Raw genomic sequence first — 13,484 nt, forward strand, 5'->3', positions numbered from 1 at the left:
CCTAGCACCGGAAGCGCGCACCATGCTAGGCGGCGCGCATGACCGGGCCCGAAGATCGCATAGCCGAGATGACGCAGCGCGCCCGCGCCGCAGCGGCGGAGCTCGCGCGGGCCGATCCGGCGCGCACCGCAGACGCACTCAAGGCCGCGTCGGCAGCGGTCCGCGCGAATGCCGCCGCGATCCTCGCCGCAAATGCCGAAGACATGGCGCACGGCACTGAGCTGAGCCCGGCAATGCGCGACCGGCTGGCGCTGAACGAGGACAGGGTCGATGGCATCGCAGCCGCGCTCGAGAAGGTCGCAGCGCTGCCGACGCCGCTCGGCGCCATGATCGACGAAACCGTCTGCCCGAACGGCTTGAAGCTTCAGCGGGTGCGCGTGCCGATCGGCGTCATCGGCATTATCTACGAGAGCCGCCCGAACGTGACGGCCGACGCCGGCGCGCTGGCGCTCCGCTCCGGCAACGCCGTGATCCTGCGCGGCGGTTCGGAAGCGCGCGCCAGCAACCGCGCGCTCTATGCGGCGATGCTGGACGGACTGAAGGCCGTAGGTCTGCCCGAAGCGGCGATTCAGTTGGTCCACGATCCCGACCGCGCTCTGGTGACCGCGATGCTGCGCGCCGCCGGCGGTATCGACCTGATCATTCCGCGCGGCGGCAAGTCGCTGGTCGCCACGGTCCAGGCCGAGGCGCGCGTGCCTGTGCTCGCCCATCTCGACGGCAACAACCACGTCTATGTCCACGGCGCCGCCGATCCGGCGATGGCGAAAGCGATCGTGCTCGATGCCAAGCTCCGCCGCACCGGCGTCTGCGGGGCGATGGAGACGCTGCTGATCGACGTCGACTATCCCGGCGCCGTCTCCCTGGTCGAAGCGCTGCTCGATGCCGGCTGCGAGTTGCGCGGCGACGGTCGGGCGCAAGCGATCGACCCGCGCGTTCGAGCCGCCACGTCCGACGACTGGAACACCGAATATCTCGACGCGATCGCCACTGTCGGAATTGTAGACCACATCGACGCCGCTCTGGCGCACATCGCGGCGCACGGCTCGCACCACACCGACGCGATTGTGACTGAGGATGCCGCGACGGCGGCACGCTTCACCGCGGAAGTCGACAGCGCGATCGTGCTGCACAATGCCTCGACCCAGTTCGCAGATGGGGGCGAGTTCGGCATGGGCGCGGAAATCGGCATCGCCACCGGCCGCCTCCACGCCCGCGGCCCAGTCGCGCTTGAAGGGCTGACGACGTACAAATGGGTGGGGCTGGGCACCGGCCAGGTGCGCGGTTGAAGCAGAGCCGCATCGGCCTCCTTGGTGGCAGCTTCAATCCCGCGCATGGCGGGCATCGGGCGATTTCGCTGTTCGCGATCCGGGCGCTCGGGCTCGACGAGCTGTGGTGGCTGGTATCGCCCGGCAATCCGCTGAAGGACCCGGAAAGCATGGCGCCGCTCAAGGCCCGCCTCGCTTCGGCACGCAAGCTTGCGCGGGGCGCCCGCATCGTGCCGACGGCGATCGAGGCGGACCTCGGCACGCGATACACTGCCGACACGATCGCCGCCTTGAAAAAACGCTACCCGATGCACAGATTCGTCTGGCTGATGGGCGCGGACAACCTGTTGCAATTTCATCACTGGCGCCGCTGGCGAGAGATCGCCCGCGCGGTTCCGATTGCGGTGATTGCGCGGCCGGGGTATAACCATGCTGCCCGCGCGGCCCCCGCGCTGGGCTGGTTGCGGCGCTTCGTCCGGCCCGCTGCCGATGTCGGTAACTGGACGGACTGGAGACCGCCGGCGCTCGTGTTGTTGCGCTTTGTCCCCGACCCGCGTTCGGCGACTCGCATCCGCCAGGCCGACCCTCATTGGCACCGCCGCGCCGCTCCAAGCGTTGCACCCACACGACGAACGCACTCTAGCTGAGGAACACTCTTGGCCGCACAGTCACTTGCACGCACTCAGCCCGAAGCCGATCCGGTTTCGGCGCTGCACAATCTCGTCCTGTCTTCGCTGGAAGACGATCAGGCGATCGAGACCGTCTCGATCCCGTTGGAGGGCAAGAGCAGCATTGCCGATCACATGGTGATCGCATCGGGCCGCTCGACCCGGCAGGTCGCCTCGATGGCGCAAAAGCTTGTCGAGCGCCTGAAGGGCGAGCTGGGGCGGACCGCCCGGGTGGAAGGGCTGCCCACCGCGGACTGGGTGCTGATCGACGCCGGCGACGTGATCGTCCACCTGTTCCGCCCCGAAGTGCGCAGCTTCTACAATCTGGAGCGGATGTGGGCGTTCGGCGAGGCGCCGTCGCCTCCCAATCCCGCGCACGCCTAGTTGCTTCTTCATGTGATCGCCCGGGGCCGGATCGGACGCGGCCCCGAGGCGGATTTGGTCGCGCGTTACGCCAGGCGCATCGTCTGGCCGCTGAAGCTCACCGAATTGCCCGATGAAGGCGGCCGGGTGCCGCCGCGCGACCCGAACGGCGTCACGGTCACCCTCGACGAACGGGGCGAACAACTCACCTCGGTCGAACTCGCCCGCCGGCTGGAGAAATGGCGCGACGGCGGAAAACGCGAATGCCGCTTCCTGCTCGGCGCCGCCGATGGTCATGACGAGGCGGAGCGGAACTCCGCCGACCTTCTCCTCGCCTTCGGCCGCGCGACCTGGCCGCATCTCCTTGCCCGCGCGATGCTGATGGAACAGCTCTTTCGCGCGACCTCGATCCTTGCCAATCACCCCTATCACCGGGAGGGATGATGAAGGCTTGGATCGGGCTCGGCGCACTGGCTGTGGCGACTGCGCTCGCAGCGCAGGGGGTTGTCGATCCGCGCGCGCAGCTCGCCCAGGCGCAGGCTCAGGCCGGGCAGGCGCGCAGCCGGTCCGCGCAAATGGAAGCGGCCTCCCGCGCTGCGCTCGACGAGGCAGAGCGCGCCCGCGCGGCGCAGGCGGCGGTTGCCGCGCGCGTCCAGGCGTCCGAAGCCGATATCGCCGCCGCCGAAGCCCGGCTCGCCATCATCCGGGCGCAGCAGCGCGAGCAGGAACGCCGCCTCGCCGCGCGCGAGCAGCCGATCGCGAAGCTCGTCGCGGCGCTTGAGACGATGGCGCGCCGTCCGGCCGCCGCCACGCTGGTCCAGCCCGGCAGCCTCACCGATCTCGTCCATGTCCGCGCCGTGCTGTCGAGCATGACGCCGCGCATCGCCGCCCAGACCGCCGATCTCCGTGCCGAGCTCGCCCGTGCGCGCGCCTTGCGAGGACTAGCCGACGCGGTGCTCGCCAACATGCGCGAGAGCCAGCGGCAAGGTCGCGCCGAACAGCAGCGCCTCGCCCAACTCGAAATCGAACAGCGCCGCCGCTCCGCCGCGCTGGCGACCGGCGCGCGCGCGGAAGCCGACCGCGCGCTGGGCCTCGGCGAATCGGCTCGCGATCTGGAGGATCTGGTGCGACGCCTCGGCGCCGAAGGCACGCTCCGCGACCGGCTCGCCAGCCTGCCCGGACCGCTCCCGCGCCCCGTGCACCTTACCGAATCGCTGCCGGTCGAGACCGGCGCGCCCGAAACCCAGCGCATCGCCTATCGCCTGCCGGTGCTCGGCCCTGTCACACGCGGCTTCGGGGAGGCGCTTCCCTCCGGCGTCCGCTCGCGCGGCGTCGCCATTGCTGCGAAGCCCGGCGCGCTCGTCGTCGCCCCCGCCGCCGGCCGTGTCACGTTCGCCGGGCCCTATCGCGGCTATGGCGCGATCGCGATCGTCGATCATGGCGGCGGCTTCACCAGCCTCGTCACCGGCCTCGCCACGGCCAGCGCCCGGATCGGCGACACCGTCGAGCAAGGCAGCCCGCTCGGCCAGGCGGGTGCGAACGGCATTACCGTCGAGCTCCGCAAGGGCGGTCAGGCGGTCGATCTGACGACGTTCGTCAGTTAACCTTTAACACCCGTCGAAAAGCCTATATCTTGGATTCGATAACCCCGGCAGGATGCCTTTGATGTTTCGTCCCTTGTTGCGCGCCACTGCTCTCGTCAGCGCCCTTGCGCTGGTGCCCCTTGCCACGTCCGGCCTCGCCGCCGTCGACAACGACACCTACAAGGAACTCGACGAGTTCATGAACGTGTTCGAGCGCGTCCGCGCCGAATATGTCGAGAAGGTCGACGACAAGACGCTGATCAAGGGCGCGATCAACGGCATGCTCGCCAGTCTCGATCCGCACAGCTCCTTCCTCGACGCGACCGATTTCCAGTCGATGAAGGCGCAGACCGACGGCAATTATGGCGGTCTCGGCCTCACCGTCTCGATGGAGGACGGCGCGGTCAAGGTGATCGCGGCCAGCGAGGATACGCCCGCGTCGAAGGCCGGCATCAAGCCCGGCGACTATATCACCCACCTGAACGGCCAGCTCCTGTTCGGCGGCACGCTCGACGAAGCGGTCGAGCAGATGCGCGGCAAGCCCGGCACGCCGATCAAGATCACCATCGTCCGCCCCGGCCGCGACAAGCCGTTCGACCTGACCCTCACCCGCGAAGTGATCGAGCTGAAGCCGGTCAAATGGGAAGTGAAGGGTGACGTCGGCGTCATCAACATCAACAGCTTCTCGAAGAACACCGGCGCCAGCGTGCGCGCGGCGATCGTCGGCGTCGAAAAGGCGCTCGGCCACCGCCCGGCCGGCTATATCGTCGACCTGCGTTCCAACCCCGGCGGTCTGCTCGACCAGGCGATCGAGGTGTCGGACTCGTTCCTCGATCATGGCGAGATCGTCTCGCAGCGCGGCCGCGAGAAGAATGATATTGAGCGCTATTACGCCAAGCCCGGCGATGATACGCACGGCGCCCCGGTGATCGTGCTGGTCGACGCCGGCTCGGCCTCGGCGTCGGAAATCGTGGCCGGCGCGCTGCAGGACCATCACCGCGCGATCGTCATGGGCGAGCGCAGCTTCGGCAAGGGCTCGGTCCAGACGCTGCTGCCGCTGTCGCAGACCACGGCGCTGCGCCTCACCACCGCCCGCTACTACACGCCGTCGGGCCGCTCGGTGCAGGAAGGCGGCATCGAGCCTGACGTGCTGGTGCCGCAGCTCAGCGACCCCGATTACAAGGAACGCCCACGCTTCCGCGAAGCGGATCTGCGCCGCCACCTGATCAACCAGGCAAAGGTCGACAACACGGTGCTGGAGGAAGACACCAAGGAAGACCCGCGCTTCCGCTTCACCGCCGACCAGCTCGAAAAGCAGGGCGTGAAGGACTTCCAGCTCGACTATGCGGTGAAGACGCTCGAGCGGTTGAACAAGCTGCCCGCGGTCCAGACCGCCTCGCGCGGCAAGTAAGCTCCGGTTCAGCCGGGATGTCTCCACATTCCGGCTAGCCTGAGCTTGTCGAAGGCCTGCTTTTCTCTTTACGGATGTAGGGAAGGGCAGGGCTTCGACAGGCTCAGCCTGAACGGAGTTGTATGACGAGCCCACTCGCCCAAGCCCGCCTGATCGCGCTGCTCGCACCCGCCGTCCTGCTCGGCGGGGCGTTCGGCTCGCAGTATCTCGGCGGCCTGTTCCCCTGCGAGATGTGCTGGTGGCAGCGCTATCCACATGAAGCGGCCATCGCGCTGGCGCTGCTCGCCTACGGCCTGTCCGGCCAGCCGCGCTGGTCGCGGGCGCTGGTGATCCTCGCCTCGATCGCGATTGCCATCTCCGGCGCGATCGGCGTCTTCCATGCCGGCGTCGAGTATAAATGGTGGGAAGGCGTCACCACCTGTTCTCGCGGGCCGTCCGCCGCCAGCGCCGAGGATCTGCTGAAGGCGATCATGGCGGCGCCGGTCGTCCGCTGCGACCAGCCGCAATGGACCCTGTTCGGCGTCTCGCTCGCCGGCTTCAACGCGCTCTTTTCCTTTGCCGCCGCCATCGCCATCTGGGCGTTGTTGGCGCGGGACAGGAGGACCGCATGACGAAGCCCGGGGACAGCAAACCGGATGCGGCCGCAATGCTGCGCGTCGACCAGGCCGGCGAATATGGCGCGACGCGCATCTATGCAGGCCAGCTCGCGGTGCTGGGCGACCGCGCCCCTGCCGCACGCGCCATCGCCGGCATGGCAACCCAGGAGGAAGCCCATCGCAAGCGCTTCGACGCAATGATCGTCGAACGCGGCGTGCGGCCGACCTTGCTGCAGCCGGTGTGGAACGTCGCCGGCTATGCGCTCGGCGCCGCCACTGCCGCGCTGGGCCCCGAAGCGGCGATGGCCTGCACCGCCGCGATCGAGACCGAGATCGACCGCCATTACGGCAAGCAGCTCGAAGCGCTGGGCGACAGCGATCCCGAGCTTTCCGCCACCATCACCGAATTCCGCGCCGACGAAGTCGCGCACCGCGACCACGCGCTCTCGGCCGGGGCCGAACGCGCGCCCGCCTATCCTGTCCTGTTCCATGCGATCCGGCTCGGCTGCCGCGCCGCGATCGCGCTATCGAAGCGTATCTGAAGGAGTGTCCGCGATGCTGAAGAAACTGTCGATGATCGTCGCGCTCGGCGCTCCGTTGCTGCTGCCGGCTGCGCCTGCTCAGGCGCAGCGCAACTCGAACGAGCAAGTGCTGGTCGTTTTCGGCAACGATAGCTGTCCGCGCGACACGATCTGCGTGCGGCGCTCTGAAAGCGAGCGCTACCGCATCCCCCAGGAACTCCGCCGCATCGCGCCGAGCCCCGAAAGCCAGAGCTGGGCCGCCCGCGCGCGCAGCATGGAATATGTCGGCGCCTCCGGCATCAACAGCTGCACGCCGTCGGGCGCTGGCGGCTGGACCGGCTGCTACCAGCAAATGCTCCGCCAGGCCCGCGAGGAACGCCGCGCGCGGGCCAATGGCGAGCTTCCGCCTGAGGGGCAGTGACCGACTAGCCCCTCTCCCCTCGGGGAGAGGGCGACTCGCGACGAAGTCGCGAGCGGGGTGAGGGGGCGTAGAGCGAAGCGCAGCGAGCGTGACTCACAAGCCCTCACCCTCCCACCGCTTCGCGGCGGGCCCCTCCCTCTCCCGCAAGCGGGAGAGGGGTTATCTCTTCTCCCCCGCAATCCACTCGTTGATCTGCGCATCCAGCACGTCCAGCGGCACTGGCCCCTGGCCCAGCACCGCGTCGTGGAAGCGCTTGATGTCGAATTTCGGCCCCAGCGCCGCTTCCGCCCGCGCGCGCAGCTCGCGGATCTTCAGCTCGCCCATCTTGTAGGCGAGCGCCTGTCCCGGCCATGAGATGTAGCGGTTCACTTCCGCTTCGATATTGGCATCGGTGAGCGCGGTATTGTCCTTCATGAAGGCGACGGCCTGCGCCTTGGTCCAGCCCTTGGCGTGCATGCCGGTGTCGACGACCAGCCGGCACGCGCGCCACATTTCGTAGGACAGGCGGCCCATCTGCTTTTCGGGCGTGTCGTACACGCCCATCTCGATCCCCAGCCGCTCGGTATAGAGCGCCCATCCTTCGACGAAGGCCGTGAAGCTCGCCTCGTATTTGCGGAAATCGGGCAGCTCCAGCTCCTGCTGCAGCCCAAGCTGGAACAGATGGCCCGGCATCGCTTCGTGCGTGGTCAGCGCCGGCAGCTCCCAGAATGGCCGCTGGTTGAGCTTCGACGTGTTCACCCAATAGGTGCTGGCGAGCCCGCTCGCGAGCGAGCCCGCCTGCGCATAGGCGGTGGTGGTGGTCTCCGCCGTCTCCGCCGGGATCGGCTTGATGCCATAGGGCAGGCGCGGCAGCCGCCCGAAATATTGCGGCAGCTTGCCGTCGTTGCGTTTCGCCTGCAGCGCAGCGACCGCAAGCAGTTCCTCGGGCGTCTTTGCGTAATATTTCGGGTTGGTGCGCAGCTCCTGGATGAACGCCTCGCGGCTGGCATAGCCCGCCTGCTTCGCGACCGCGTCCATCTCGGCCCGGATGCGCTTCACTTCGGAAAGTCCGATCTGGTGGATTTCCTCTGGCGTCTTGTCCGTGGTGGTCATCACCCGGGCGCGATAGGCGTACCAGGCCGCGCCATTGGGCATCGCCGACGCGCCCACCGTCTTGCGGCACTTGGGCGCATAGTCCTTGGTGTAGAAGTCGTAGAACTTCCGATATTCCGGGTTCAGCACGTCGGTGACCAGCTTCGCCGCCCGCGCCTTCATCGCGCTCCATTCGGCCTCGCTCATGTCCGCCGGCCTGTTGCCGAGAAATGGCTGGTAGAAGCGCGACTTGGCCGGGTCCTCGGCGACCACGCCGATGATCGTCTTCTCGTAGCCGCTGAGCGCGTCGCAGGGCTGGACATAGCCCTGCGCCACGGCGTCGCGGGTGATCTTCAGCGCCTCGGCATTGAGCTTCGGATATTGCGCGAGCCGCGTCAGATAGCTCTCGTAATCGGCGTGCGTGGCGAACGGCACGTTGTTGGCCAGCTCGGCCGCCGACTGGTGCCAGCCATAATAGGTGGTGAACAGGATCTGCCGCTCGCCGTATTTGTTGCCCTCGACCTGCTCGGAAAGCAGCCGCGACAGGATCGCCTTGTTGGTCCGTTCGGTGGGCGAGAGGCCGGCGTCCGGAATCGCCTTCAGCCGGTCGAGAAACACCTGCGCCTGTTTCGCCTGCCGGTCGGCTTCGGCCAAGCTCAGGTCGCTGATCCGGTCGTCATAGGACCGGACGCCCAGCGCGGTCGCATATTCGGGATTGGTCTGGAGGAACCACGCCCAATGGTCCTTCAGCACGGCGGCCAAATCCTGAGACGGCGTCGCTAGAGCCGGAGTGGCCGACGCAAGCAGCGCCGCCACGATAACGTGTTTCAGCATTCTTCCTCCCATTATCCCTGACGCGACTTCTGCAGTCCGCCGGCGAATCTCCGCGCCACCACGCGCGGGGCGAAGCGGATCGATTCGGCCATCATCGCATTCAGCACGCCCGAAATCTTGACCGCCTGATTATGCTCCAGCGCGGCGAGCCCGTCGCGCACGACCGCGGCGGGGTCGCTGGCGAAGCGCTTGAACAGCTCGCTGTCGTTCATCCCCGCGACGTCCGCGAACTCGGTCTTTGTCGGCCCGGGGCACAAAGCCGCGACCTTCACACCGCGGCCCCGCACTTCCTCGTGCAGCGCCTCGGAAAAGCTCAGCACGAACGCCTTGGTGGCGTAATAGACGGCCATCCACGGTCCGGGCTGGAAAGAGGCGGTGGAGGCGACATTCAGGATGCCGCCGCGCCCGCGCTCCAGCATCCCCGGCAGCACGCGGTGGCACAGTTCCATCAGCGCCGTGCAGTTGAGCGTCACCATCCGCTTCTGCTCGGCCAGGTCGATATCGGCGAACGCCCCACGCGCGCCAAACCCCGCATTGTTGATCAGCGTGTCGATCTTCAATCCGCGGTCGGCCACTTCGGCCATCAACTTCTCGGGCCCGTCCGGCGCGGCGAGGTCCACCGCGATCGTTTTCACCGACACGCCGTTGCCGCGCTCCAGCTCCACCGCGAGCTCCGCCAGCCGGTCCTCGCGCCGCGCGACCAGCAGCAGATCGCGCTTCTGCGCCGCCAGCGCCTTCGCGAACCCGGTGCCCAATCCGGCCGACGCGCCAGTGATCAGGGTGACGTCCATGATCCTCCCCCCTCGTTCATCTGGCGTGAAGGTGTGCACCCTTAAGGGCTGCGATCAAGCTGTTTTGGGGGTTCGGCTATGCGTTTGTTGCTTATGCTTATTTTGCCGCTCTCGTTGGGCGGCTGTCTCGCCAAGACCGCGCTCGACGTCGCGACGATGCCGGTCAAGGCCGTCGGCTGGACCGCCGACAAGCTCACCACCAGCCAGAAGGAGGCCGACGAAAAGCGCGGCCGCGAGCTGCGCAAGGAAGAGGAACGCCGCGCCAAGGAAGAACGCCGCCGCCAGAAGGAAATCAAACGCCAGCGCGACCAGATCGACGGCGAGAGCTCTTACTGATCCCCACCGTCATCCCGAACTTGTTTCGGGACAAGGGTCGGCTCAACCGAGATTTCAACGGACAGGCTCGGAGCGCCGCGGGCCGTCCCGAAACAAGTTCGGGATGACGAGGCGCGGGTGTTGACCCCTCCGCCCGCATTGTGCAGGTGCGAACGCCGTGCCTGCCGACCGTCCGCCTTCCTTTCAGGACCTGATCCTTCGCCTCCACCGTTATTGGAGCGAGCAGGGCTGCCTGATCCTGCAGCCCTATGACATGGAAATGGGCGCCGGCACGTTCCACACGGCGACGACGCTGCGCGCGCTCGGCCCCGACCCGTGGAACGCTGCCTTCGTCCAGCCCTGCCGCCGGCCCACGGATGGCCGCTATGGCGAGAACCCGAACCGGCTCCAGCATTATTACCAGTATCAGGTGATCTTGAAGCCGAGCCCGCCCGACCTGCAGGAGCTGTATCTCGGCAGCCTGAAGGCGATCGGCCTCGATCTCCTCAAGCACGACATCCGCTTCGTCGAGGACGATTGGGAATCGCCGACGCTCGGCGCCTGGGGCCTGGGCTGGGAAGTCTGGTGCGACGGCATGGAAGTCACCCAGTTCACCTATTTCCAGCAAATGGGCGGCTTCGACTGCAAGCCGGTCGCCGGCGAGCTCACCTACGGGCTCGAGCGGCTGGCGATGTACATCCAGAACGTCGACCGGGTGTACGATCTCGATTTCAACGGCCGCGGCGTGACCTATGGCGACGTCTTCCTCGAAAACGAGATCGAGATGTCGACCTGGAATTTCGAGGTCGCCAACACCGAGGCGCTGTTCGATCTGTTCCGCAAGGCGGCGGCCGAATGCGAAAACTGCCTCGACCGCAACCTCCCGATTCCCGCCTATGAGCAGGCGATCAAGGCCAGCCACATCTTCAACCTGCTGAACGCCCGCGGCGTGATCTCGGTCGCCGAACGCCAGGCCTATATCGGCCGCGTCCGCGACCTCGCCAAAGGCGCCTGCTCGGCGTGGATGGAGAAGCATGGGTGGGCCGCGTGAGCGACTTCCTCCTCGAGCTCCTCTCCGAAGAAATCCCCGCCCGCATGCAGGAGCGGGCGCGGGCCGATCTCGCGCGGCTGTTCGAGGCCGAGATCGCCAAGGCCGGACTGAAGGCGGAAGGCATCGAGACCTTCTCCACGCCCCGCCGCCTCGCACTGATCGCCCGCAGCCTGCCGTCGGAAACCGAGGCCGTCCGCGAGGAACTGAAAGGCCCGCGCACCTCCGCTCCTCCCCAGGCGCTCGAAGGCTTCCTGCGCAAGACCGGCCTCACTCAGGACCAGCTCGCGGAACGCGACGGCGTATACTTCGCCGTGATCGACAAGCCCGGCCGCCCGACCGCAGACGTGCTTGCCGAGGCGATCCCCGCGATCGTCCGCGCCTTTCCCTGGCCCAAGTCGATGCGCTGGGGCGCTGCCTCGCAATCGACCGAATCCTTACGCTGGGTCCGCCCGCTGCAGGGCATCGTCGCGCTGCTGGGCGAAGACATCGTGCCGTTCGAAATCGACGGCATCGGAGCATCGCTAGAAAAAGTGGGAACCGGTTTTTCGTCCGGCGATGCGACCACAAAACTACGCAGCGGCGCTGCCACGGTCGGCCACCGCTTCCACCATCCCGGCCCCATCACCATCGGCTCGGCCGACGATTATGCGGACAAGCTCCGCATGTGCCACGTCATCGTCGACCATGAGGAGCGCGAGGGCATCATCGCCACCGGCGCGACCACCGCGACGGCGCAGGCCGGCCTCACGCTCGTCCGCGACGAGGCGCTGTTGAAGGAAAATGCCGGCCTCACCGAATGGCCGGTGCCGCTGCTGGGCAGCTTCGACCCCGCTTTCCTCGACGTCCCGCCCGAGGTGATCCAGCTCACCATGGCGACCAACCAGAAATATTTCGCGTTGCTGGACGGGGAAGGGCGGCTCGCCCCGAACTTCGTCTGCACCGCCAATATCGAGGCGAGCGACGGCGGCGCGGCGATCGTCGCCGGCAACGAAAAGGTGCTCGCCGCGCGACTGTCCGACGCGAAATTCTTCTGGGAACAGGACCTGAAGGTCCGCCTCGAGGATCAGGCCAAGAAGCTCGACCAGATCGTCTTCCACGAAAAGCTCGGCACCGTAGCCGACAAGGTGGAGCGCGTCGCGAAGCTGGCAAGATGGCTGGTGGAAGAGGGGATCGTCGGCGCGGACTGTTCCCCGGCGAAGGCCGGGGCCCAGGAGTCGCCCGAAGAGCAACTGGACCCCGGCCTTCGCCGGGGAACGGAGGCGTTGGCGGACATGACCGAAACCGCCGCCCGCCTGTGCAAGGCCGACCTCGTCACCGGCATGGTCGGCGAGTTCCCCGAGCTGCAGGGCATAATGGGCGGCTACTACGCCCGCGCCCAGGGCCACCCCCACGCCGTCGCCGACGCCATTCGCGACCACTACAAGCCCGTCGGCCAAGGCGACGAAGTGCCGACCGCTCCGGTCACGGTCGCGGTCAGCCTGGCGGACAAGCTGGACACGCTGGTCTGCTTCTTCGCTATCGACGAGAAGCCAAGCGGCTCAAAAGATCCATTTGCTATCCGACGCTCTACGATCGCGTCGCAGCTACTTATCGTGCGAAATCAGCTTCGTCCGAAGCTTTTGCCATTGTTCGATAAGGCGTTGTATCTCTTGTGCGATCAGAATGAAGACGTTCGTACTGGACTGCAGCAGCTCGGGCAGGCAGCAATCGAGATTGCGCGGATTGAGAAGCTGCCTCTCTCCAAGAATTACGAGTCCGCACTGCAGCTCGAAGTAGAGCAGCTTTCGCTCGAAATCCTCGAATTCTTCGCCGACCGCCTCAAAGTCCAACAGCGCGAAGCCGGTGTCCGGCACGACCTGATCGACGCCGTGTTTGCGCTGGGCGGGGAAGATGATCTCGTCCGCCTGCTCGCCCGCGTCCGCGCGCTGCAATCCTTCGTCGAACGGCAAGAGGGCCGCGACCTGCTCGCCGGCTACAAGCGCGCGGCGAATATTTTGAAGAAGGAAGGGTGGCAAAGCCCCTCTCCCGCCAGAGCGGGAGAGGGACAGGCCGGCGCAGCCGGCCAGGGTGAGGGCAGTCCCTCACCCTCCCACTCCGCTTTCGCGGAGCGGGCCCCTCCCTCTCCCGGAACGGGAGAGGGGATGATCCAAGGCATCCCCCAGACCGGCGAGGAAGACCCCTTTGTCATGGCCGAGGATCTGCGCGACGCGATCACGGCCCATGAAAAAGTCCTGTCCTACACCCCCGATCCTGCGGAACAGTCGCTGATCGCCGCGCTCGATTCGGCCGAGCCGCGCGCGCGGGCGGCAGTGGCGGCGGAGGATTTTGAGGGAGCGATGGCGGCACTCGCGAGTTTGCGCGCTCCGGTGGACGCGTTTTTCGAAAAAGTGACAGTCAACGACGCCGATCCTGCCAAGCGGGAAGCGCGGCTGAACCTGCTCGCGCGCGTGCGCGACGCGGTCCATCAGGTCGCCGACTTCTCCAGGATCGAGGGCTGACACGATGAAGTCTCCGTTCGTTTCGAGCGAAGTCGAGAAACGGTGGGCGCAAGGCTTCTCGACTGCGCTCGAAGCGAACGGGCGGGGTTGGATCAA

The 13,484-nt window shown here is 67.0% G+C and carries 14 protein-coding genes; 12 read left to right on the top strand and 2 right to left on the bottom strand.

Translation table 11 applies throughout. The features are described from left to right. Window positions 1–38 precede the first annotated feature (38 nt). The 9 genes from ACFSCW_RS14430 (at window position 39) to ACFSCW_RS14470 (ending at window position 6,828) form a co-directional block, all read left to right on the top strand. Window positions 39–1,286, top strand: coding sequence for a glutamate-5-semialdehyde dehydrogenase (locus ACFSCW_RS14430; protein ID WP_380890642.1), 1,248 nt, complete (start codon window positions 39–41; stop codon window positions 1,284–1,286). After that, window positions 1,250–1,912, top strand: coding sequence for a nicotinate-nucleotide adenylyltransferase (locus ACFSCW_RS14435; protein ID WP_380890644.1), 663 nt, complete (start codon window positions 1,250–1,252; stop codon window positions 1,910–1,912). The genes ACFSCW_RS14430 and ACFSCW_RS14435 overlap by 37 nt, the downstream gene beginning before the upstream one ends. Before the next feature lie 9 nt (window positions 1,913–1,921). After that, the gene (gene rsfS, locus ACFSCW_RS14440) at window positions 1,922–2,317 is read left to right on the top strand and encodes a ribosome silencing factor (RefSeq protein ID WP_380890645.1); all 396 of its coding nucleotides are present in this window, start codon (window positions 1,922–1,924) and stop codon (window positions 2,315–2,317) included. Beyond that, window positions 2,318–2,740 (top strand): 23S rRNA (pseudouridine(1915)-N(3))-methyltransferase RlmH, encoded by a 423-nt coding sequence (locus ACFSCW_RS14445; protein WP_380890647.1) that lies wholly within the window; start codon window positions 2,318–2,320, stop codon window positions 2,738–2,740. Beyond that, window positions 2,740–3,900: a murein hydrolase activator EnvC family protein gene (locus ACFSCW_RS14450; protein ID WP_380890650.1), complete on the top strand. Its 1,161-nt coding sequence runs from the start codon at window positions 2,740–2,742 to the stop codon at window positions 3,898–3,900. Before ACFSCW_RS14445 ends, ACFSCW_RS14450 begins: the two co-directional genes overlap by 1 nt. A 61-nt stretch (window positions 3,901–3,961) precedes the next feature. After that, window positions 3,962–5,290, top strand: a complete 1,329-nt coding sequence (locus ACFSCW_RS14455) for a S41 family peptidase (protein ID WP_380890653.1) — start codon at window positions 3,962–3,964, stop codon at window positions 5,288–5,290. Window positions 5,291–5,412: 122 nt separating this feature from the next. Beyond that, on the top strand, window positions 5,413–5,901 hold the full coding sequence (locus tag ACFSCW_RS14460) for a disulfide bond formation protein B (RefSeq protein WP_380890656.1): 489 nt from the start codon (window positions 5,413–5,415) through the stop codon (window positions 5,899–5,901). Continuing rightward, window positions 5,898–6,428 carry a demethoxyubiquinone hydroxylase family protein gene (locus tag ACFSCW_RS14465; RefSeq protein ID WP_380890658.1) on the top strand — a complete coding sequence of 177 codons (531 nt, stop codon included), beginning with the start codon at window positions 5,898–5,900 and terminating at the stop codon, window positions 6,426–6,428. The genes ACFSCW_RS14460 and ACFSCW_RS14465 overlap by 4 nt, the downstream gene beginning before the upstream one ends. 13 nt (window positions 6,429–6,441) lie before the next feature. Then, window positions 6,442–6,828, top strand: coding sequence for a hypothetical protein (locus ACFSCW_RS14470; protein WP_380890660.1), 387 nt, complete (start codon window positions 6,442–6,444; stop codon window positions 6,826–6,828). A gap of 159 nt (window positions 6,829–6,987) precedes the next feature. Here the strand turns inward: ACFSCW_RS14470 and ACFSCW_RS14475 are convergent, their stop codons facing one another. Together ACFSCW_RS14475 and ACFSCW_RS14480 are read right to left on the bottom strand one after the other, a co-directional pair. After that, window positions 6,988–8,733, bottom strand: coding sequence for a DUF885 domain-containing protein (locus ACFSCW_RS14475; RefSeq protein ID WP_380890663.1), 1,746 nt, complete (start codon window positions 8,731–8,733; stop codon window positions 6,988–6,990). Between the two features lie 11 nt (window positions 8,734–8,744). After that, window positions 8,745–9,524 (bottom strand): SDR family NAD(P)-dependent oxidoreductase, encoded by a 780-nt coding sequence (locus ACFSCW_RS14480; RefSeq protein ID WP_380890666.1) that lies wholly within the window; start codon window positions 9,522–9,524, stop codon window positions 8,745–8,747. Between the two features lie 78 nt (window positions 9,525–9,602). Here ACFSCW_RS14480 and ACFSCW_RS14485 point away from each other — a divergent pair, with 78 nt between their 5' ends. The 3 genes from ACFSCW_RS14485 to glyS all read left to right on the top strand — a co-directional run bounded on the left by ACFSCW_RS14485 (window position 9,603) and on the right by glyS (window position 13,388). Continuing rightward, window positions 9,603–9,860, top strand: coding sequence for a hypothetical protein (locus ACFSCW_RS14485; RefSeq protein ID WP_380890667.1), 258 nt, complete (start codon window positions 9,603–9,605; stop codon window positions 9,858–9,860). Between the two features lie 157 nt (window positions 9,861–10,017). Continuing rightward, complete coding sequence (locus tag ACFSCW_RS14490) at window positions 10,018–10,890, top strand: glycine--tRNA ligase subunit alpha (protein WP_380890670.1); 873 nt, start codon at window positions 10,018–10,020, stop codon at window positions 10,888–10,890. Continuing rightward, window positions 10,887–13,388: a glycine--tRNA ligase subunit beta gene (glyS, locus tag ACFSCW_RS14495; protein ID WP_380890672.1), complete on the top strand. Its 2,502-nt coding sequence runs from the start codon at window positions 10,887–10,889 to the stop codon at window positions 13,386–13,388. Before ACFSCW_RS14490 ends, glyS begins: the two co-directional genes overlap by 4 nt. Window positions 13,389–13,484: the final 96 nt, after the last annotated feature.

The sequence above is a fragment of the Sphingomonas tabacisoli genome (assembly GCF_042678385.1).
Lineage (GTDB): Bacteria > Pseudomonadota > Alphaproteobacteria > Sphingomonadales > Sphingomonadaceae > Sphingomonas_B > Sphingomonas_B tabacisoli.